This window comes from Cellvibrio zantedeschiae (assembly GCF_014652535.1).
Taxonomy (GTDB): Bacteria; Pseudomonadota; Gammaproteobacteria; order Pseudomonadales; family Cellvibrionaceae; genus Cellvibrio; species Cellvibrio zantedeschiae.
Genome location: NZ_BMYZ01000004.1, coordinates 249,498 through 271,591, shown reverse-complemented (window position 1 = coordinate 271,591; position 22,094 = coordinate 249,498). Strand labels below are relative to the sequence as shown.

At 46.3% G+C, this 22,094-nt stretch carries 19 protein-coding genes; 3 read left to right on the top strand and 16 right to left on the bottom strand.

Annotation, left to right across the window (positions count from 1 at the left end; all coding sequences use genetic code 11):
• Positions 1-22: 22 nt before the first annotated feature.
• The 5 genes from bioC to IE104_RS17860 all read right to left on the bottom strand — a co-directional run bounded on the left by bioC (position 23) and on the right by IE104_RS17860 (position 5,542).
• Positions 23-1,588, bottom strand: a complete 1,566-nt coding sequence (bioC, locus tag IE104_RS17880; protein ID WP_189421067.1) for a malonyl-ACP O-methyltransferase BioC — start codon at positions 1,586-1,588, stop codon at positions 23-25.
• Positions 1,581-2,768, bottom strand: a complete 1,188-nt coding sequence (bioF, locus tag IE104_RS17875; RefSeq protein ID WP_189421066.1) for an 8-amino-7-oxononanoate synthase — start codon at positions 2,766-2,768, stop codon at positions 1,581-1,583. Before bioF ends, bioC begins: the two co-directional genes overlap by 8 nt.
• 17 nt (positions 2,769-2,785) lie before the next feature.
• Positions 2,786-3,421, bottom strand: coding sequence for a hypothetical protein (locus IE104_RS17870; protein WP_189421064.1), 636 nt, complete (start codon positions 3,419-3,421; stop codon positions 2,786-2,788).
• 112 nt (positions 3,422-3,533) lie between these two features.
• Positions 3,534-4,592, bottom strand: a complete 1,059-nt coding sequence (gene bioB, locus IE104_RS17865) for a biotin synthase BioB (RefSeq protein WP_189421062.1) — start codon at positions 4,590-4,592, stop codon at positions 3,534-3,536.
• A gap of 89 nt (positions 4,593-4,681) precedes the next feature.
• Positions 4,682-5,542, bottom strand: a complete 861-nt coding sequence (locus IE104_RS17860) for an HDOD domain-containing protein (RefSeq protein WP_189421060.1) — start codon at positions 5,540-5,542, stop codon at positions 4,682-4,684.
• A gap of 159 nt (positions 5,543-5,701) precedes the next feature.
• Between IE104_RS17860 and IE104_RS17855 the strand changes: the two genes are divergently transcribed.
• Together IE104_RS17855 and IE104_RS17850 are read left to right on the top strand one after the other, a co-directional pair.
• Positions 5,702-6,472, top strand: a complete 771-nt coding sequence (locus tag IE104_RS17855; protein WP_189421059.1) for a ComF family protein — start codon at positions 5,702-5,704, stop codon at positions 6,470-6,472.
• Between the two features lie 335 nt (positions 6,473-6,807).
• Positions 6,808-9,060: an arginine/lysine/ornithine decarboxylase gene (locus IE104_RS17850; RefSeq protein WP_189421057.1), complete on the top strand. Its 2,253-nt coding sequence runs from the start codon at positions 6,808-6,810 to the stop codon at positions 9,058-9,060.
• A gap of 73 nt (positions 9,061-9,133) precedes the next feature.
• Here IE104_RS17850 and IE104_RS17845 read toward each other — a convergent pair whose 3' ends face one another.
• Positions 9,134-9,976: a type II CAAX endopeptidase family protein gene (locus IE104_RS17845; protein WP_189421055.1), complete on the bottom strand. Its 843-nt coding sequence runs from the start codon at positions 9,974-9,976 to the stop codon at positions 9,134-9,136.
• Positions 9,977-10,175: 199 nt separating this feature from the next.
• Here IE104_RS17845 and IE104_RS17840 point away from each other — a divergent pair, with 199 nt between their 5' ends.
• Complete coding sequence (locus IE104_RS17840) at positions 10,176-11,201, top strand: serine/threonine protein kinase (RefSeq protein WP_189421053.1); 1,026 nt, start codon at positions 10,176-10,178, stop codon at positions 11,199-11,201.
• 171 nt (positions 11,202-11,372) lie between these two features.
• Here IE104_RS17840 and IE104_RS17835 read toward each other — a convergent pair whose 3' ends face one another.
• From IE104_RS17835 to IE104_RS17790, 10 genes are all read right to left on the bottom strand, one after another.
• A complete protein-coding gene (locus IE104_RS17835; RefSeq protein ID WP_189421050.1) occupies positions 11,373-12,365 on the bottom strand; it encodes an AgmX/PglI C-terminal domain-containing protein in 993 nt (330 codons plus the stop codon).
• A 1-nt stretch (position 12,366) separates the two neighbouring features.
• On the bottom strand, positions 12,367-12,912 hold the full coding sequence (locus IE104_RS17830; RefSeq protein ID WP_189421049.1) for an ExbD/TolR family protein: 546 nt from the start codon (positions 12,910-12,912) through the stop codon (positions 12,367-12,369).
• Complete coding sequence (locus tag IE104_RS17825) at positions 12,909-13,460, bottom strand: biopolymer transporter ExbD (protein WP_189421048.1); 552 nt, start codon at positions 13,458-13,460, stop codon at positions 12,909-12,911. The genes IE104_RS17830 and IE104_RS17825 overlap by 4 nt, the downstream gene beginning before the upstream one ends.
• Positions 13,461-13,523: 63 nt before the next feature.
• Positions 13,524-14,189 (bottom strand): MotA/TolQ/ExbB proton channel family protein, encoded by a 666-nt coding sequence (locus IE104_RS17820; RefSeq protein ID WP_189421197.1) that lies wholly within the window; start codon positions 14,187-14,189, stop codon positions 13,524-13,526.
• Positions 14,190-14,255: 66 nt separating this feature from the next.
• Positions 14,256-14,678 carry a hypothetical protein gene (locus IE104_RS17815; protein WP_189421047.1) on the bottom strand — a complete coding sequence of 141 codons (423 nt, stop codon included), beginning with the start codon at positions 14,676-14,678 and terminating at the stop codon, positions 14,256-14,258.
• Complete coding sequence (locus tag IE104_RS17810; RefSeq protein WP_189421046.1) at positions 14,679-15,428, bottom strand: tetratricopeptide repeat protein; 750 nt, start codon at positions 15,426-15,428, stop codon at positions 14,679-14,681.
• The gene (locus IE104_RS17805) at positions 15,415-18,285 is read right to left on the bottom strand and encodes a tetratricopeptide repeat protein (RefSeq protein ID WP_229838100.1); all 2,871 of its coding nucleotides are present in this window, start codon (positions 18,283-18,285) and stop codon (positions 15,415-15,417) included. The genes IE104_RS17810 and IE104_RS17805 overlap by 14 nt, the downstream gene beginning before the upstream one ends.
• Complete coding sequence (locus IE104_RS17800; protein WP_229838125.1) at positions 18,282-20,261, bottom strand: tetratricopeptide repeat protein; 1,980 nt, start codon at positions 20,259-20,261, stop codon at positions 18,282-18,284. The genes IE104_RS17805 and IE104_RS17800 overlap by 4 nt, the downstream gene beginning before the upstream one ends.
• Before the next feature lie 2 nt (positions 20,262-20,263).
• A complete protein-coding gene (locus IE104_RS17795; RefSeq protein ID WP_229838099.1) occupies positions 20,264-20,845 on the bottom strand; it encodes an AraC family transcriptional regulator in 582 nt (193 codons plus the stop codon).
• A gap of 260 nt (positions 20,846-21,105) precedes the next feature.
• Positions 21,106-22,089, bottom strand: coding sequence for an FAD:protein FMN transferase (locus IE104_RS17790; protein WP_229838097.1), 984 nt, complete (start codon positions 22,087-22,089; stop codon positions 21,106-21,108).
• Positions 22,090-22,094: the final 5 nt, after the last annotated feature.

Here is a 22,094-nt window from a genome sequence, read left to right as displayed (position 1 = left end):
TTTGAGGTCGCAGCTTCTAAGGTCATAGTTTTTTCGCTTTTACGTAAAACACATCGTAAGTTGCCGGCAATAGATTATTGCGGCGGAAATTTTCGTAAGCCTGCTTAAAAGCCTGAACTGTCTTGCGCCCCGTCAAACCTGTGGCGCGACCACGGTTTACATTTTGTGCACCCAGAGCTTTTAAGCTGCGAGTTAAATCTGACAGGCTTTCAAATTCCATAACCGCAGGATTGTGCTCAAATTCAACTTGAGCAAAGCCTTGTTGCTGTAAATCTTTTAGCAACTCATCCCGCTCGTGAAATTGGTTTACATGAATGCGGTCATCCACTTGTTGCCAGGCAGATTTTAATTCGTGCAAAGTAGCAGGACCAAGCGTTGTGAAAATCAGCTCGCCACCCGGTTTTAATATGCGCTTCAGCTCTGCAAATAAACGCAGCAAATTAGAGCACCACTGCAAGGCAAAGTTGGAATAAATAAGATCCACCGATTGATCAGCGAAAGGCAACTTCTCCGCGTCTGAGCATAACCAATTTTTTTGGCCGTCATGTTGCTCGCGCGCAAAATGCAACATACCTTCCGCCAGATCTACACCCACAATCAAAGCTTGGGGAAATTGCGATTGTAACTGCGGAGTAAAATACCCAGTACCACAACCTAAATCTATAACCACTTCAGCCTGTGAATTTTGGTTAATTTTTTTAAGCAGCGAATCACCCACTGTGCGTTGCAATCCCGCAACCGAATCATAGGTAACCGCTGCACGACTAAAGGAATGAGCAACTTGTTTTTTATCCAGCAAAGGTGGAAGCAAAAAATTCTTAATATGCTCTGCTACCAAATCTGGCTGACTCCAATGCAATGCATGGGAAGCACCGGATATAGATTGCACTTGTTGTCGAGCATTCAATTCACTTAATGATTTCACAGCAGCCACAGGGACAAGCGAATCTTTTTCAGCAAGAAGGTGTAGCCCCGGCTGAACCAAATTAGCAAATGCCTCGCGATTATCCGAGCGCGTCAACAACTCCAAGGCTTGCAGCCAATTTGCATTTATATTCTCCGCAACCGGCAGCGTACGAATTTGCTTTAGCAACGAACGCTCATTGATATCACCCTGCACGGTTAAACCCGCAAATAACTTCAAAGTTGCGTGCGGGTCAGCGGCGAATCCTTTATTGAATTGACGGTTCACCGCCAAGGGCATTGCCGTTTCATAATCACGGCTCGCCACAAATTTTGCATTGGCGGTAAGCGTGATAAGACGCGAAACACGTTGCGGATAACGCGCTGCAATTTGCACTGCAAGCATGCCACCCAAAGACCAACCAATGAGAACACATTTCTTTGGCAATTGCGCCGCAATTAAATCAACGACAACATCTACAGTAAACTCTGGAACTTCAGGACTAGCGCCAAAGCCCGGCAAATCAATAGTGATGATATTGGCAATATTTTGTAACGCAGGAATTAGCGGCTGCCAGGATTGGCTGTTACTACCCCAACCGTGCAACAACACAATATCGTCTAACTGTATTTGTTGTTTGCAGGGATAATACTGTGTTGCAAGCAAGTAATTATTTTCACTCATGGGCTAGCTTACCCAGAATATCACTTAATGCTGATAACAACTGATCTACCTGTTCAATTGAATGTTCAGCAGAAAAAGTAACGCGCAAACGCGAACTGCCTGCAGCAACTGTAGGTGGACGAATGGCGATAATTAAAATACCGCGCTCCGCAAGCTTCGCTGCAATCTCCAATGTGCGAGCTTCATCGCCAATAATAATGGGCTGAATCGGCGAAAAAGAATCCAGCAATTGCAAACCCAATTGCTGCGCACCTGCACGAAAATGTGAAATCAATTGTTGCAAATGTTCGCGCCGCCAATGCTCTGCTTGCAATAAACGCAAACTTGCGCGCGTTGCCGCTGCAACAGCTGGCGGCATAGCCGTTGTGTAAATATACGAGCGAGAAAATTGAATCAGAGTTTCGATTAAGGTTTCGCTACCGGCGATAAATGCGCCGAATGTACCAAAGGCTTTACCTAGCGTGCCCATTAAGATTGGCAACTGGTTTTGTGTTAAACCAAAATATTCTGCACTGCCGCCACCATTTTTCCCAAGGCACCCAAAACCGTGGGCATCATCTACCATTAACCATGCATTATTTTTTTGCGCGAGCTCAGCGAGCTCAGTCAAAGGTGCGCAATCACCATCCATGCTGAACACACCATCTACGACAATAAGTTTTCGATTGGCTTCAGTTTTATCTAAACGTGTTTGCAGATTGCCTAAATCATTGTGCAAAAAACGCTGGAAACGAGCGCCGCTTGATAATCCTGCATCTAACAAACTTGCGTGATTTAAACGGTCTTCAAAAATCGCATCGCCTTGGCCAACCAGCGCGGTAATTGCCCCCATGTTGGCCATGTAACCGGTGGAAAATAATAATGCGCGCTCGCGGCCTGTAAATGCGGCCAACTCTTCTTCAAGTGCGTGATGTTCGCTGGAGTGACCAGCCACTAAATGCGATGCACCGCTGCCAACACCAAATTGGTTGGCAGCATTTTGGAAAGCAGAAATAACAGCGGGATGATTGGCTAAGCCTAGGTAATCGTTACTGCAAAATGCGGTGTATTTTTTACCATCGACAACTACATTGGGAATTTGTGGCGATTGTAAAACACGACGACTGCGATAGAGCTTTGCCGCACGACGCTCAGCGAGCGCCGAAGAAAGTATGTTGTCGAGAGAGGATTCGCTGGTCACTATAATTCACTATCACTTTAAAAATACCCCACCCAATTAAAAGTGAGCGCATTACTATTAAATTCACTGCCAGTGCCTATATCTGCATCCAATGAGCGCCAGTTTTGCCACTGTAACCGCATAAAGGAACTTTGCGTTCTGCCAAAATCTATTCCCGCAGCCCAACCGTAATTCAATCCAAATTCGGTGGAGGAATGTGCATCGGAATCGCCGTTACCGAAATATTTAACATCGTAATCAAAATTGACAATGGACACCGCCAAACTCGGCCCGCCAAATAACCGCACTGAACTTGAAAGCGGTAAAAAACCAAATGCATGCACACCAAAATTGGCCATCGCCCAGCGATTAGAGGTGTAGTCGGAATCGAAGAAAAAATTATCTTCATTATCCGCATCAACAATAAAATCAAACGCACTGCCTGCGCTAAAGGCGGCATCTATACTGCCTTCAATTGCAAAATAAGGATTTATTTCACGGCCGAAAAAACCATGGACATCCAGATTCGGCGAGATGCAATCGCCACCACTAAAACTGGGTTGATATTTGGTGCGGCAAGGTTCAACTAAACCAATGCCTATGCCGGCGTAACCATCGGCTAATACAATTTGGGAACACAGCGAGAACAACACTGCAGCGAGAATTTTCTTCATGGGCAATCCTTAGTCTTCAATCAATTATTTAGCTAAGTCGGCACCTTAGTGTTGCAGCTCTTAACCTAAACTGAATATTGAAGGATCCACCTTCTCGCCTAACGGCGGCCGATTAATTCGCCGCGTTATAAAACAAAGAATCTAACTTTGCTTCTTGCAACTTGTTAACAATCACCGCCTCTTGTTCGCTTTCATCTTCATGTACTTCGTAGGCTTCGGGCTTGATACCCAAACGCTTAAACAACTGCATATCTTTGTTGGCTTCGGGGTTTGGCGTGGTCAATAATTTTTCGCCGTAGAAAATAGAATTCGCGCCCGCCAGAAATGCCATGGCCTGGGTTTGCTCATTCATTTGCTCGCGACCTGCCGACAAACGCACATGTGATTGCGGCATTAAAATGCGGGCTACAGCGATGGTGCGAATAAAATCGAATGGATCTAAATCTGCTTCACCCTCAAGCGGGGTGCCTTCTACTTTTACCAACATATTGATGGGCACTGATTCGGGGTGCTCGGGCATATTGACTAATTGCTGCAATAAACCCGCGCGATCTGTGACTTCTTCACCCATTCCCACGATGCCGCCGCAGCACACTTTCATGCCCGCTTTGCGCACGTTTGCCAGTGTGGTTAAACGATCCTGATAAGTGCGGGTAGTGATAATTTCACCGTAGTATTCAGGCGAGGTATCGAGGTTGTGGTTGTAGTAATCGAGGCCAGCATCAGCCAGGGTTTGCGCCTGCTCTTCATCCAACATCCCCAAAGTCATGCAGGTTTCCAAACCGAGGGATTTCACACCCTGAACCATAGTGGTGACGTAAGGCATATCGCGATTCTTGGGTGAGCGCCAAGCAGCGCCCATGCAAAAACGGGTTGCACCGCTGGCTTTTGCGGCTTTAGCTTCTTCGATAACTTTCTCTACCGCCATAAGCTTTTCGCGCTCAAGACCGGTGTCGTAACGGGCAGATTGCGGACAGTAGGCGCAGTCCTCCGGGCAGGCACCGGTTTTAATGGAGCAAAGTGTGCTGACCTGAACTTCATTGGGATTGAAATGCATCCGGTGAACACTTTGCGCCTGGAACATCAAATCGCTAAAGGGCAAATCAAACAATGCCTGGATTTCAGCGCGGGACCAGTCGTGGCGAATAAGGGGTTTGGTGAAAGCATTCATAGCGGGGATTCCGTTAATAGACCAATAAAGCCATATTAACGGTAAGGATTTCGCTGTCAACCCAAAAGTGGATTTTAGGTTAACAGACCTTAATAGAGACTATCTGCAATTGCGCGAATATCGTCACGATTAACTACTACCAACTCCAGTTCATTGGTGTCGGTAACAGCGTTGTGTTTGTCGGATAGTTTTTGATAGGCACACAAATGAGTGATGGGAGGTAAACGATTTGCTGTCATTCGGGCCTTTAATGAATGGTAAAGGCCGAGGTTGATTACATCAATCAAACCGAAAGACTCATTCTCAGCCGCTTGCCAGTTGCCCACCTGACGCACAAGCTGGATGTACTCCTCATCCATTTTCCAATCCTGCAAGAGCGCTATTCCCAAGCTTTTGGCGAACTCGCGGCACAAGGTGACATAGGTTTCCCGATCTGGCACCGGCAGATCACCCGATTTAAATACGGACAGCACCGCAAGGGTACCCACTTCACTCAATAAACTTCCCAGAAGAGCATAATCCGGCGCAACCCGGCCTATTTTTTTGGCGATAAGCGCACTCATACTCGCCTTGTTGATCAAACGATCCCAAGAGGCGGCAAATATACGGGTATAGGCTTGGGTATGCCCGCTAAACAGGGCTTTAACGGCGTGGAGCATAGTGATGCGCTCGACCTGCGCCATACCCAAAATTCGCACTACATCAAATACCGATTGCGGCGGCATGTGGTTGTGCATCATCACGCTGGCGGCATAGCGAAGGAGAAGCTGGCTCAGTTCGGTATCACGCTCGATAAGTTTGCTTAGGGAACTGGCAGAACTGTCTGAGCGAACTAACGCCTGGCGAATATCTTGCGTAATACCAGGTAAACGGGGAAGATTTTCGGGATTATTCAGCAGTGCAGAAACCGCACTTTTATAGCTAGCGTAATCGCTCTTTACAACATCCACAACAAAGCACCTTAGCCCGACAGAATTACCCTAAGCCTAGAAGAAGCCGTTATAAATTCAACGCTATATTGGATATTCCCTAAAAATTGCTAGACTGTCGCCTGGAAATCATCCAGCAGACTATTTATCTTTAGCAAAAATCCAAAAGGAACTTGGGCAATGCACAAATTTAGTGCTTCTTTATTGAAATCCGGCAGGCGTTTTACATTCAATGGCCTGACAAAATTCACCGCAAAACTCTTCCCCAGCCAATGCTTGCTCTGCGCTTGCAGTTTAAGCGGTGAACTGCTTTGCGCAAATTGCCAGCACGATTTGCCGCACACCTACGGCCAGCTTTTGTGTTGCCAATGCGGTTTGCGCATTGAGAGCCTCAGTAATTTTTGCGGCAGCTGTTTGCATCACCCGCCCGCATTTAGCCGCAGCTTTTTGCCCTTTTCTTACCAGCACCCCATCGACCATCTAATTCATAAATTTAAATATCGGCACAACCTGACTTGCGGAAAATTACTCGGAAAAATGTTGGCGGATTATTTAAAACACTACGCACAAGACCAAGTGGATTGGCAGACGCCCGATTTGATTATTCCAGTGCCGTTACATTGGATGCGGCGCTGGCAGAGGGGATTCAACCAGGCAGAAATTTTGGCGCAATATGTTGCGGATGAATTAGCTATTCCAATGGCGACCAAGATTGTCCAACGCACACACAAAACACCTCCACAAAAAGGATTGTCTCGTATTGAGCGCCAAAAAAATTTACGCAAAACCTTCGCCATCAACAGCAAATATCTTTCGAACATCAAAGACAAGCACGTAGTACTTATGGACGACGTGGTAACGACTACGGCAACAGTGAGGGAGCTTAGCGAGTTATTGATAAGGGCAGGCGCGAAAGATGTGCAGGTCTGGGCCTTAGCGAGGACTATGTAGGCCGGATACGTAACACATACACAGCGAATGCCCGCCACTTAAAAGTATTAATCAAAGCTTGGGCCGTCAAAAAAGCAAGGAATTAAGTAGCCCGGGGTAAGTCTTAACAAAAGTATGGTAGAACCACACCAGACGACTAAAACAGGCGGAATAGCTAGCAGAAGAAAGATTTATGCTCCCCAAGAGGCTTTTAGGGCGTATTTTTTCCCCACGAGCCATTTATTTCTGCGAAAATCCGCATCCAGCTTTTCGGCGCGCAAGCGGTGGCCTCAACCTTGCCCAGGCGTCTTTACTCGCACTTGCCGTTTTGGCACCTGCTCTATTTGGAGGTTTCCATGAAGTTTCGCTTTCCTATTGTCATCATCGACGAAGATTTCCGCTCCGAAAACACCTCTGGCCTTGGCATCCGCGCGCTTGCGGATGCCATGGAGAAAGAAGGTATGGAGGTGCTGGGCGTAACCAGCTACGGCGATTTATCGCAGTTTGCGCAGCAGCAATCGCGCGCCTCGGCGTTTATTTTGTCGATTGACGATGAAGAGTTTGGCGAGGGTTCTCAAGAGGAAACCGATCAGGCGTTGAAATCCCTGCGCGCCTTTGTGGAAGAGATTCGTTACAAAAACGCGGATATCCCCATTTATCTTTACGGCGAAACCCGCACATCGCGCCATATCCCCAACGATATCCTGCGTGAGCTGCACGGCTTCATTCACATGTTTGAAGATACTCCCGAGTTCGTAGCGCGCCATATTATTCGTGAAGCAAAGTCTTATCTTGATGGCCTTGCACCACCATTTTTCCGCGCGCTCGTTCACTACGCTAATGACGGTTCCTATTCATGGCACTGCCCTGGTCACTCTGGCGGCGTGGCCTTTTTGAAATCACCTATCGGACAAATGTTCCACCAATTCTTTGGTGAAAACATGCTGCGTGCCGACGTGTGTAACGCGGTAGAAGAACTTGGCCAGTTACTCGACCATACTGGCCCTATCGCTGCGTCTGAGCGCAATGCCGCGCGCATTTTTAACGCTGACCACTGCTATTTCGTGACCAACGGTACGTCTACCTCCAACAAGATGGTGTGGCACTCAACCGTAGCACCGGGCGATATTGTTGTGGTTGACCGTAACTGCCATAAATCAATTCTGCATTCGATTATTATGTGTGGCGCGATCCCGGTATTCCTGATGCCGACGCGTAACCACCTCGGTATTATCGGCCCTATTCCGCTGGAAGAATTCACACCGGAAAGCATTGCCCGCAAAATCGAAGCAAACCCATTTGCACGCGCTGCAGCCAATAAAAAACCACGCATTTTAACGATTACCCAATCCACTTATGACGGTGTGCTCTACAACGTAGAAACGCTGAAAAATATGTTGGATGGAAAAATTGATACCCTACATTTCGACGAAGCCTGGCTGCCGCATGCCACCTTCCACGACTTCTACAAAAACATGCACGCGATTGGCAAAGATCGTCCACGCGCAAAAGAGTCGATGATTTTCTCAACCCAATCCACGCATAAATTGCTCGCTGGTTTATCCCAAGCATCGCAAGTGCTGGTGCGTGAATCTGAAAAAGTAAAACTCGATCAGGATGCGTTTAACGAAGCTTATTTGATGCACACCTCTACATCACCGCAATACTCGATCATTGCATCGTGCGATATCGCAGCAGCCATGATGGAGGCGCCCGGTGGTCATTCACTCGTTGAAGAATCTATTTTCGAAGCGCTCGATTTCCGCCGCGCCATGAAAAAAGTGGATACAGAATGGGGCCAGGATTGGTGGTTCCAGGTATGGGGGCCGGAAGAGTTTGCTGAGGAAGGTATTGGCGAGCGCGAAGATTGGGTATTGCGCAGCGAAGACAACTGGCACGGCTTCGGAAAATTGGCGCCGGGCTTCAATATGCTCGATCCAATTAAAGCGACCATCGTTAATCCAGGTTTATCTGTAAACGGTGATTTCAGCGAGACGGGCATTCCCGCATCTATAGTTACCAAATATTTGGCAGAGAATGGCGTAATTATCGAGAAGTGCGGTCTTTATTCATTCTTCATTATGTTCACCATCGGCATTACCAAAGGTCGCTGGAATACGTTGGTAGCCGCGCTACAACAATTCAAAGATGATTACGATAAAAACCAACCCATGTGGCGAATCATGCCGGAATTTGCGCAAGCAAATCCGCGTTATGAGCAAATGGGCTTGCGCGATCTTTGCCAGCAAATCCATGATTTCTACAAAGCTTATGATGTTGCGCGCTTGACGACTGAAATGTATTTGAGCGATATGCAGCCAGCAATGAAACCTTCTGATGCATTTGCAAAAATGGCGCACCGCGAAATTGAACGTGTACCGATTGATGAATTGGAAGGTCGTATCACATCAATTTTGTTAACGCCTTATCCACCAGGAATTCCGTTGTTAATTCCTGGCGAACGCTTCAATAAAACCATTGTGGATTATTTGCGTTTTGCGCGTGACTTCAACGAAAAATTCCCGGGCTTTGAAACTGATGTTCACGGCTTGGTGAAACGTGAAGTGGATGGCAAGCGCGGTTACTTTGTTGATTGTGTTAAGCAATAAATAATTGTGTAAAAATATTTAGCAATAAAAAAAGGGCGCAAACAAGCGCCCTTTTTTTATTGCTACACACTCATTAAATCGCAGCAGATTTAAGTACATTGTTCCTGGATTTTAATTTCAACAGACCCACTGCCACCACCAACAACCAAATCGCCAGAACAAAATATTCGTACAAATCAAACTTTTGTTCCAGGCTCATCTCAGGAAATAACATGTTGGTGATAGTCCCACAAGCATTCATACTCAAGTGCAACATGATTGCGATAAATACGCTGCCATTAGCACGGTTAAACAACCAGGTATGAAGAAAGCTCGCACCAATTACCATTCCAAAGAAAAGCGCAATCGAACTGGCTGCAACAGGGAAGCCGCTAATTGCAGTGCCTGTTGCCGCCCAGAACAAAGGCGCATGCCACAGTGCCCATATCAATCCCACAATCAAACTGGCAGCCACTACTTTATTTTTGTGATCGAGTTGGGGCAGCGCGAAACCTCTCCAACCAAATTCCTCAGCCAAGGGCCCAAAGACAACAGGCACCACAAACACGACAGGAATCCAAGGTAGCAAACCGTAATTAACCGCACCAACATCACCGCCAAATGCTACGTAAAAAATCGTCGCCACTGTGTACAAAATTGGCCCTGTCACTATGGCAGCCAAGAATGGAGCCGCACCTACCCTCACGGAAAAAGCTCGCTTGAATAAGGCTTTCAGGCCTTGGCCCCGCTCATAAAAATAAGTCAAGGTGATACCCACAAGGCTTGGGGCATAGGCACCCAACAGGAACAACAACAAAACATTGGCCGATGATTTAAAAACATCTGCTGGAAGAGCGTTGATGATAGGCAACCAACATGCCCAGGAGACAAGATAGGTAACCAGAGTAAACACAATTAATTTTTTATTTAGCAACATATCCTAATCCTTCTATGTGTCGTGCTGATTTTATATTCGAGGCGGCTTCAACACCTCGGTCCGATAAACTCGCCTGTCATAAATTAAGACACGGATAAAAGATTTTTAGATTCACAAAATTAAAATTTAATGCTTGTATTCAATATGAGATGATAAGGCCAGTAAATCTCGTACATCAAGTTAGGATGGCTTACTGCCTATGAGTAACAAATTCGAGCACGAAGCGCCGCCTGTAGCGCACACACCTCAATCTCATCCCTATGAAAAACTAAGCCCTGACTTGGTAATGGATGCAGTTGAGGAAAATGGCTATTTCACCGATGCGCGCATACTTGCACTCAATTCCTACGAAAATCGCGTCTACCAAATTGGCATTGAAGGTGGCAGCCCTTTGATTGCAAAATTTTATCGCCCGGAGCGTTGGACACGTGAACAAATTTTAGAGGAACACAGTTTCACTCAAGCATTGCAGGAATTAGAAATTTCGGTGGTCGCGCCCTTAATTAACGAAGCGGGCAACACGCTGCTCCACTATAAAGGTTTTGATTTTGCGCTCTTTCGTCGCCAGGGCGGTCATGCCCCGAACCTTGATGATTTTGATTCACTGTTAATGATTGGGCGCTGCCTTGGACGTATTCACGCCATGGGGCAAGCGCAACCGTTTCAATATCGCCCATCAATAACAGTACAAAATTTTGCACGTGATTCTTACGAATTTTTACTCAACAACAATTTTATTCCTGCCAATCAATTAGAAAATTACAAACGCGTTGGTGCCGACATTATTATTCAATGTGACGCACTCTTTGATCGCATTAACTATAACCCCATTCGCTTGCACGGCGATTGTCATCCCGGCAATGTATTGTGGCGTGATGGATTACCGCATTTTGTGGATTTTGACGATGCACGCACCGGCCCCGCGGTTCAAGATCTTTGGATGCTACTCACGGGCGAGCGCGATAATCAGCGATTGCAATTGAGTGAAATGTTGGAGGGCTACCAGGAGTTTTGCGATTTTGATTTGGCAGAGCTGCAACTAATCGAAGCGCTGCGCAGTTTGCGCATAATGCACTACAGCGCGTGGCTTGCGCGCCGCTGGAGTGACCCAGCATTTCCACGCTATTTCCCATGGTTTAATACTGAGCACTATTGGTCACAACATATTTTGGAACTGCGCGAGCAACTGGCAGCACTGCAAGAGCCACCATTGGCAATATTTTAAAGGTTACATACTCATCAAAAAGCCTTGCATCTTCTATGACTGTTATAGGCAGCGTTATTTATTATTTACTGGCCGAGTTGGGTGTGGCTGTGTTTTCGCTCTAACCACGATCAACAAGAATAAAAAAAGCGAACCAATCGGTTCGCTTTTTTTATTCTTTAACGTTTCAAACTACTGCGGCAAAAAATCCAATGTTTGATAGAAAGTTGTTCGCACAACATTTGCGGCAGGGAAAGCGATTGATTTCATCTTAGCTAAAAGTTTTGCCTCTAAAGCTGCATCTTTTAACTCGCTAAACTCGATGCTTGCTTCCACCACTTGGCCTGACGGATCGATAATCATTTTGAATTTAACTTTTCCTTGTAGCGCAGCGTTATCGCGTAAAGCGCGGTTGTAAATTGAAAAGATGGAACTTTTGTATTGCTCCATCACTTTGCGCATTTCTTCTTCGCTACGCGCCGCGCCGCCTGCACCATCGCTATTACCGCCACCCGAGCCTGTAGCGCCTGCAGCTTTTTTGCCTGCATTAGCCAAATCACTTTTTACTTTGGTGGTTTCACGGCCGGAAAGTGCAACGCCACCAACATCGTGGCTAGCATAAGCGCCCACATTGATGCCGCCACTGCCTTTGGTTTGGCCGCTATTAATCATAGAGCGATCAACTTGCGTTGCCTGGCCCGCGCCATTGCTCACGGTTGCGCTTGCAGTTTCTACCGCGCTGGTTTGCAAGGCTTCACGCATTTCCATCAAATCATCTTTGAAAGTGGAAATTTGCGCTTGGGCTTGCGCTTTTGCATTGGCGGTTACATCGCTTTTTGAATCAATATTTTTTGCATTCTCAACCGGTTTAGTAGTGTTGGTCGTCACTGGTTTTTTTTCAGCAACTTTTTCCACAGGTTTCTTTTCTTCCGGCTTTTTTTCTTCCTTTGGCGGTTCAATAGGTTTTGGTGGAGGGAGCTCTTGCTTTTCCAACATGACGCGAGCCAATTGCGGAGGTAAATCCGCTTTTTCCTTACGCGTTAATTCCGGCAATTTAGTAATCGTAACCGGAATCGCAACTACAAGAAAAATCACCATTGCAACCAACAGGATTTTTTTAAAGCGCGCGTCATCATCCGCGAATGACCAGGGCAACTGCATGGTTGATATAATGTATGTTGTCATATCAACCTCCGTTCACAGCGTTGCCGCCCGTGCCCAAAACTTTGTTGCTGGCATCCCTGTGGGAAACGGCTAAGGCAATATTGCGATAATCTGCCGCAACACAAGTGGCCATTATTTTTTTCAGCTGTTCATAAGGAATTGCTCTGTCACCCAAGATGGTAATTGGGCGACCTTCGAGTTTTTCCTTTTCTGTAACAGGCGCAGCTTTGCTCGCTAAAAATTTAAGTTCTGTTTCCAGAGGTTCAAATTTAGGCGCGGTATTCGCCATCATTTCATTGATGCTGCCCACCTTCCGGCCTGAAACAATAATATCGGTAGCGCTTACGGTGATAACAATGGTTTCACCTGGTGCGGTCTCCGAAATAGATGCAGGTAATTTAATGGACTTATCTGAATGTAGAACTTCCACATCAGCAGAGTAATTAATCAATAAGAAAAATATCAATAAAGTAAAACAGTCGATCAAAGGCACCAAATTTAATTTGGGTACAAGATTTAAACGCTGGCGATGTTTTGCCATACGTTTTGCGCGCATGGATTTTTTCATGGCTGCGCTCCTTGATCACTGGAAACAGCTTGTGTCTGCTCGCCTGGCGGTGGGGCATCACCTAAAGATACTTCGGGGAAAAGCTCTGCATTCACAACAGATGTCGCAACTACGGTACGGTAGGAGCGCACCGTATCCATCACGGTTACCAAGGTTTGGTAATCCGTATTTTTTTCCGAGAGCAAATAAATATCGCGTTTCTGGATGCCTTTATCACCCAGCTGACGTTTAATTTCTTGTAAATACAGTGTCAGGTTTTCGTAATCATATTTGCCACTCGCGGTTTTCTCGATACGCTTCAAGCGTATACCGGCGGGATAATTAATATCAAAATAATCCGGACGAATAATCAGCTCAAGCTGCGCAGGCGGCGGCTCTTGCTGCTCGGTGCTGGCAGCGGGAATATCCGGCAATTTTAAATCCAGCACTGTGATGTGCGACAGCACCATTCCCATCAAGAGAACGGGCACCAACACCACAACCAAGTTGATAAAGGCTGTAACGTCCACATCTGCGTGTTCGCCATTTCTTTTAGCTAATCGGCGCATTTGGTTTTACCTCTAACCGACAATGACTCACTGAAAAATGCTAACTTCAATTCAGCACAATCATTATTTGGGTGAGTTTGTTTCAGCACGTTGTTTAGCCATCAAATCTTGCGCATGGGTCAAAATGTTCATACATTTCACGCCGGCCATTTCTAAACTATCAACAATTTCCAAAGTACGGCTTTGAATAAAGGAGTGGCTTAACAATAAAGGAATTGCGGTAAACAAACCGAAGGCTGTTGCATTCATGGCAACTGCAATACTCGCAGATAAGAGCGCTGCTTTTTCTGACGGGTCGGCATTAGACACTGCACCGAAGGCCTCACTCAAACCCGCAATGGTTCCCAACAAGCCCAGCAGGGTCGCAACGTTAGCCAAGGTTGCTAAATAACCTGTGCGGCGCTCCAGGCGAGGCACAGCTTCCATTACACCTTCTTCCATTGCTAATTCAATATCTTCACGACGACTGGATTGCGCCATACGCTGCAAACCTGCGCTGATAATTTTGGCAACAGGTGCTTCAGAAGATTTACCGACATTAAGCGCGCCCTGGTAATCCTTTTTTTGCAACATTGCTAAAATTCGATCGAACGCATCGCGATTCATTTTTTTTGCATTACTTAAAAAAATGAATCTTTCGATTACGATTGCCGTACCTACGATAAGAATCAATCCAATTGGAAACATAAAAATGCCTCCGTCTTGAAAGAAACGAATAACCGTTGCCATATTCATAGTTTTTCCCCTGCGCCTAAATAAAAATGTATTGAAACAAAATAAGTTGGTTAAGAATAATTATTGCAATTCGCCTGCGGACTCCAATTCGCGCCGCAGTTCCTCGCGCTCCACATGACCGAAAACTGCTTTCTGTTGATTATCGAGCGGTTCAAAATCAACATCTGCGGTTTGCGGTGATTGCCACGGCAAAATATAAAGCACACGCGGCTGCTCCTGATTTCCAGTAATTGTTGTTTGCAAATTAATCGTGGCGTCTTGCACCATTTTTTTTGCAGGCTGGCCTGTTGCAGTATTTGTTTTTACAGTTGCAGCATCCGCTTTTAAATCAGTCTTCTGGATTGCAGTATTTGCATCCTGCTTCACCTCTGCCTCGCTCACTTTTTTTTTGGGCGCTGCAGAATCCTGAGCAATTGCTGTAGCTGCAACCAGGCTTAAAAACACTGTAAAGATTTTAGCCATAGATTTGCGATAGGAACGCATTTATTTTACCTCCGCCTTTTCAGGCGCTTTGCCGCCATTCAAACGACGCTGTAAATCTGCCACCCAACTATCAACCTGTTTATCAGGTGCAGGAAGTAATTGTTGGTAGGCTTGATAATGTGGCAATGCCAGCTCGGGTTTACCTAAATAAAGATCATATAAAATCGCAAGATTTTTATGGCCTTCAGGATAAAAAGGCCAAATTGTCAGCGCCTTTTGGTAGAGACTTTCAGCAGCTGCGAAATCGCCAGCCTCACGCTTCAATACCGCCAATTGATTGTAGGCATCCACATTTTTCATATTCGCGTTAATTGCGCGATTAAATTCCGCTGCAGCTTTTTCGGAATCGCCTTTATTGCGATACACAATCCCCAGATTTAAATATACGCCGGACAGTTTGGGATTTTTCTCGGCCAGCTGCTTTAATACAGCCTCAGCGTGATCCCAATTTTTTTGTTGTATGGACGCGACTGCATCATGGAAATTTATCTCTACTTGCTCGCTAAACTTTTGTGGGTTCTGCAAATAAGGATTTGGCGTTGCCGGACCCACAGGTAATACAGCAGACGAAATTGCCACTTTTGCTGGAGCAGGCGCGCCCTTATCTGCATCGCCTTCAGCTTTAACAGTTTCCGTTAAGGCTGGTTTTTCTGCAGATTTAGTATCAGCTGATTTTTCAGGGTTAGAGCTACAGCTGCTCAAAAATGCAAGCAGCGAAATAAAAGCAAGCAATGGTTTATTGAATTTCATTGCTCACCTCCAAAATTGATTCGGGCTTTTTATAACGAGCCGGTAAAAGTTTTGCCAATTCTTCAAAACTGCGCTTCACCCACTGATCGTAAATTCCTTTGGTACTACGCTGGGCGTTGGCCTGATGAATTTGAATGGCTTTTTCTTCAAAGGGGAAGGCTTGTTCTTCCAACAACAAATCATATTGCTCTAAAGCAGCTGCATCCAGATTTGTTGGGCGCTCTGATTTCATGAGATCGCGACTTAATTGCGCATAAATATCACCAATACGGTAACTGGCCTGCGTCGTAAACTCAGCCACGCCGTAAGCAAGGACGGCTTCTTGTGCTTTGAGTGCCTTATCCAATGCTGCACGTTTACGCTGCAAACTTTGTTTTAACGGCAAGGTGAGTGGCGTGCTGGCAAAATCTTTATAGGGAGCATCAGCCATTTCATTCGCAGCTGATGCCGCCAGATATTTAGTACGATCACTTTCTTGCGCGCCAGCAGATGCATTTGCATCAATCATGCGCTGCAACCAATACTGGCGTTTTTTTGTATCCTGCAATTCACCGTAAAGTTTCGCCAAATGAAATTCTGCCTCCATGGCCTCCGCAACCGGACGCGGATATTCGTTGGCGTAACGCTGATATTGCTCGATAGCCATTGGCTTGTTGCCAGATTTTTCGTAAAGCTCAGCACCCATGGCGAGCGACTGGCGCTTCACATTGGGATCATTACTGCTGCGTTCCATAATGCTTAATTCATTCGCGGCCAAGGCCCACTTGCTTTGGTTTTGATAAATCAAAACCATTTTGGCGGGAATAGATGCTGTGAGTTCGTGCTTGGGATATTGTTGACGGAAGCTTAAATAAACCTGTTCCGCCTCACTCCATTTTTGCTGTTCTATTAAATAAACACCGGCGTCATAACGACCTTTAATGGCGATGTCGGTATCTGGTGCAACATCAGAAATACGTAACAGCTTTTTAATAGCCTCGTCTTTTTGGCTCAACACTAAATCAGCTTGCGCTTGCTGGTAAATGCTCGCAGCAATTCGTTCACGCATTTGTTGCGCAGTGGGAGCACCGGGGGTTTGTGCATTTGCAGGCAGCAAATTCAAAACCTGCCAATAAGCTTTTTCTGCACCTGCATAATTTTTATCATCAAAACTGGCGTGACCTAACACCAACCATGCAGTGAATTGCAATTTAGCTTCTGCTGGCGGTTTTAAATTAATAATTTCTTCAGCAACTGTTGCGGCTTCGGCGTAACGTTTCTGCGCGAGCAATTCTTGCGCGGCCTGGGTTAAAACTGCAGCGGCACGCGGATCAGCGGGATAACCCTGCGCGAAACGTAGCGCGTAATTAGTTTTGCGCTCTTGCCAGGCAGCTTTTTGCGTCTCTGCCAACGCTTGGCCAGTAGCCATTTCATTTGACAGCAACACAATTGAATAACCTGCGTCAGCACCGTGAGCCTTGTCCTGATATTGATAAGCTACTTGTTCGTAAGCACTGATCGCCTGAGGATAATCGCCCGACTCACTCAAGGACTCAGCGAGCAAGAATGTCATTTCAGGATTTTTGGGATCTTTAGGGAAAGTCGCAACAAATTCGCGGTACCAGGTTGCCGCGCGGCCGAAGGCCACTTTTGCTTCAGACTTATTAGTACCCGAAAGCTCCTGGGCTTGCGCGTGTTCATACTCGGCAAGCTCTTGCAGCGATTTGTGTAAATAATTTAATGCGTTAACACCAATTACGCCGTTGCGCTGCGTCCAATAAGTGCTGCTAATGCCGTAGCGCTGAACATATTCTTGCTTGGCTGGCAAAATCAAACTGGGGAAGTTGCCCTGCTCATATACGCTGATCATTTTGATTGAAAATTCTGGCGCAAAATTGCTGAGTGGATTGTGCTCTACAAAACTCTTGTAAGTTTCTGCACTGTCGCTGTAACGCTTTTTCTCTAAATACAATTGCCCCAAATTTTCGTAAAGCAAATGTTCGTATACGCGATCACCCATTTCCTTTTGCAAATCTATAATAGATTGCGCACCTTCCAAATACGAAAATGAGAGACTCATTACGTGGAAAGTATCTTCCATCATATTTTTTTGCGCACCGCTTAATTGCTCAACCGCTTGGGAAACATCCTCCGGTTTCTTCGCCAGGGTCAGCAGCTGATCGGCGACCTTAGCAAAAGATTGTAAGGCCAAATCATAGTCGGCACGTTTGAACTCCGCCCAACCTTGCATATAAAGTGCATTTTGTTGCAGAGGATTGGATTTATCTTCCGCCACGCTTTTGTAATGTTTTTCTGCCGCTAAATAATCGCCATCTGCAAATGCTTTTTCAGCGCGGCGGAATTGCGTTTCGCCCATATAGGTAGACGCTGGGGCAGTTTTCGCCAATTGATCAAGTGCACTTGCGGCTTCGTCGCCACGGCTATCCATAGATAGTGCTTTGGCTAATTTATAGCGCAACTGATCAAGCTCAACACCTTTTACCGGTTGGCCGGATTTTTCTTGCAGGGCAATTAATTCGCGATAGAGCGCAATAGGTTTATCAAAATAGTGGCCCGAATCATTAGCGTTTAATTGCGCTTGTTCGCTGCGAGCCATTTCAAAGTCTGCAATGCGCGCAAGAATTTGTTGGCGCAGAATCGGATCTTCTGCAGCCGATAAAGCTTTTTGATAGCTGGCTTCTATTTTTTTGTTATCTATAACGGCAACGGTATTTTTTGCGTCCGGCATAGTTGCTGTCGGCAAGTCCGCCAATGTTTTACCCACTTCACGATCGGGGCTAAACATTTGGCAGCCGGCCAACAATAAACTGGTACAAAGCAAAGGAGATGTGCGCACAAGCCAATTTTTTATTTTCATTGCGCTTGCTTCCTTAAGGCCGCGTCATACAAGCGCGCCACAGCCAGATGAGATTGCGCGAGATAACGGTTTAAGCGTTTTTCGTGAGCATTTAATTGGGCATCCACTTTGCTGCGTAATTTTTCCGAGCGCGCATCAATCACTTTATTTAAATCCAGTAATTGTTTTTCTACCTGTGCTTGCTGGGTTTGGATGCGCGCAAATAACGGCTGTAGATCTTGCCCGGTAGCTATAACTGAGGCAATTTTTTCATGGCTCAGTTTAGTTGCTGTAATAGCAGCATCCATTTCGGCTAAGGAAGCTTCCAGCGCAGCCAGATTGGCGGGAAAATCTTGTGCTGCGCGCCACAGTAAAATGCCGCGACTTACCCACAATCTGTTTTCGTATTCAGTTGTGTCTTGCCCAGCAGATTTCATGCGTTCAATGGTGGCGGTGGAGCGTTCTACCGCAGCAAAGAGTTTGCGGGTTTGCGGATCCGCGAGTGCAATATAATCATTATTACTTTTAACTGTTGCTATACGCTTTGCCAAAGCATCGCGCTCTTTTTGCATATCAACTTGTTTTTGTACAAGCGACTGCTGCGAGACCTGCTGTTCTTTTTGTTGCCGCCAATTTTGCTTTTGGTGCAGCAATTCAGTGTAAGACGTTAATTTTGGTTGCCAGTCCAGCAATATTTTTTGCAGCTTTAATAAATCACGCAAATCAAGCACGGCAGATTGAAAATCGTTTTGGGCAAAAAGTTCACGCAAATAAATAGAGCGGGTTTTAATTACGCTAGTGCCGCTGAGTTTCAACCAGTTTTGGCCGTCGTCAGTAATTAATGCCGTTAAAGTTCCGGGCTCGTTTTTCTTTTCCAGTTCTTGCAACATAGTTGCAGAAACGGGTTTACTGCTTACCAGTGTTAATAATTCGCCTGCGGTCAAGGTTTCGCGCATATCGCGCACTAAATCAATCTCCTGCGCAAGCAAGGCTTCGGCATGCTCGTATTCACGCAATGCATCGCCCGGTGCATTAAGTTTTTCGTAGGCGAAAGGTAAAGCAAGCAGCGCTTCTTGTGCAGCGGGAAACAACAAACTGCGCTGCTGCAAGACTTGCCAGGGGCGAATTGCCTCGGCATATTTTTCTTGCGCTATAGCGGCCCAACCGTAACCCAGCAATGCTTGATTAGACTCCATGCCATCCAGACGCACTTTGCGGAATTCTTCGATAGCGGCGGAATAACTTTTATCTTGCAAGTAGGTGTAGCCAATCGCGGTGTGCGCTTTATCCATTAGGGTTAAATATTCAATACGCGATTGCCCGCTGCCATCAAATGAAATAGCAGTTAACTCGTTAAAAAATTCTTTCGCTGTTTTTAAATCACCGTTGCGGGCATTAGCGGCACCCAAATTGTAGAGCGCGTAAGGTTCCCATTGCGAAAGCTTATCTTGCTCGATTTTTTTAATACTGAAGGGCGCGAGATCGTTTTGTTTAATTTGCAAATTGATTTGCAAGGAATGCATTTCTGCGAGCAAATCTGAATTGAATTTATCGCTTACGCGACTGAAACTGCTTGCTGCTCCTGCCCAATCCGCTTTTGCGTATTGTAATTTACCGAGATAAAACCAGGCGGCATCGCGCACATTTTGGGGGCGACTGGTGTCTTGCAACAATTGCGTAAATAATTGCTCGGCATGGTTTTGCATACCGAATGCGAGACTTAAACCGCCTGCAATTAATTCGGGATTATTGCCATGGCCTTGAATACCATCGCGTGCATCAGCCACCATTAATTCGGTGATGGCGGGAATATAGTCCTGCTGATAGTAGTGATAAAGCGCAACGCCATAACGCAAGTCTGCCACTTCAGTTTTTGGCTTCTCGGCGGCAAAGCTGCTGGATATCGGAAGCACAAGCAAACTGCCGGCAACGCATATTTCAAGCGTTGTTCGCATAGCAACTTTAGCGCTAAACCATTCCATCATGGATCGCTTCATCACTATTCAGCTTTCCATTCTTTAATTTCAAAGGTGGGCTGAAGTTTTGCAGTTGAGTCGATAATTTTAAGTTCCAATACCAAGGGTGCCTGGGTTTTGGTAACCATTAATTTTGCACCGCGCTTATAATCTTGCTGCGGTCCCCGGCCAGTGAAAAACGCACTAACTTCGTGTTCGCCCGCTTTTAAATTGCCAACGTACAAACGTTGTACGCCACCGCGATAGAGCGCATTGATTTGTTTTTCGGTGTAAAGCTCACTGGTGACTAATTTGTTGTCGATTTCGAGCTTGACGGCGTCGAGGCTAAAAAATTCACCGAGATCCATGGAAAGATAAATCGCTACTTGATTGCTCGGGGGATAAAGCAGTTCCTCTTCCAGAATCAGCAAATCGCGATTGAGATTGAGTACGGAAACTTTCAAGTTTTCGACCTGCGGCGTAACCGCCGGTTGCTGCACTGATTCCGCAGGTGCAGTTGAGTTTGGTACTGCGGCAGGAGCCGCTGTTTGCGCACTTGCGGTGGTGCCGAGGCAAAGTGCCAAAACGAATCCCAACAGCGGTAGTTTTACCGATTGATTGAACATGCCTGCCCCGCCCTGTGTCGTGCCAATTGTGGTTTGCGATTGTGCAATTCTAGAAGCCCATCAGTTTATTCGGTGTGACTCTCTGCACACTTAACTTACCCATGTGCAGACTTTCCGTAAAACTCTTGTTATTTCAGTATTTTCCGGCGCGGAGACTTGGCTCACGCCCCGTTATTTAAATGATTCTTTGAACGAGTGTAAGGATAGCTGCTGTTTTTGGCAGGATTGGGAATTCCGCGCAGCAAAGTTCAATTTCGTGATCAAGGTGGCGTTAAGCCCTTGCTGTAGAGAACTTTTCCGCTTTCTGTAATTACCACTGCGTCAAAACCGGGCAGGCTATTGATCAAATCCAGGCCTTTTTCGGGCCCCATAATGAAAATAGTTTTGGTGAGCGGATCTGTATCAAACCCCAAGGGACCAATGACGCTCGCACTAACAATGCCGTGCGGCGACTTACCGGTTTTGGGATTAATAATGTGATGAACGCGCTGGCCGTCCTTATCGATGAAAAAGCGCTCGTAATCGCCCGAGGTGGAGATTGCGCAATTCTCCAGCGGCAAGGTAATGGCCACAGCGTTTTTATCTTCGGCGCGGGGATTGCGAATACCCACTAGCCAAGGCTTGCCGAGCTTGTCGCCAATGACACGGCTATCGCCACCGGCGCTGACATTGGCGTTGGCGATGCCGAATTGTTTGAGGATTTCTGCACCGCGATCCACTGCAAAGCCTTTGGCGATTCCGCCTAAATCAATGTAAACCTTGGGGTGATCAAAATAGACGGTGTTATTTTTGGTATCGAGATGAATGAATTTGTAATTGATTTGCGGTACCAGTTCTTTGAACTGGGCATCGGTAGGCTTTAAGCCTTTGCGGTAGTCGTAATAGCGAGCGAGCGAGGCGAAGGTGATATCAAAAGCACCGCCACTTAAATCGCTATAGTGCTCGGCTTTCTTAATAATGCTGACCAGCTCGGCCGAAATCGGCATGGGGTTTTTCGCGGTGGATTTAGGCGCGAGTTCGTTGACGCGTGAGAGTTCGCTGGTGGGAATAAAGGGACTGTATTGCTGATCTATCCTGTGCATCTCTGCCATCACAGCCGCTATGGCCTGCTCGGCTTTAGCGTCGTCCTGATGCCAGACAGTCACGTTAATCACGGTGCCCATAATATTTTGGGTATCGCCATGCCAGCCTGCCATTACCGGCCAGCTTAATAGACACAAACTCAGGGCCAGCAATCGTTTCACATCGT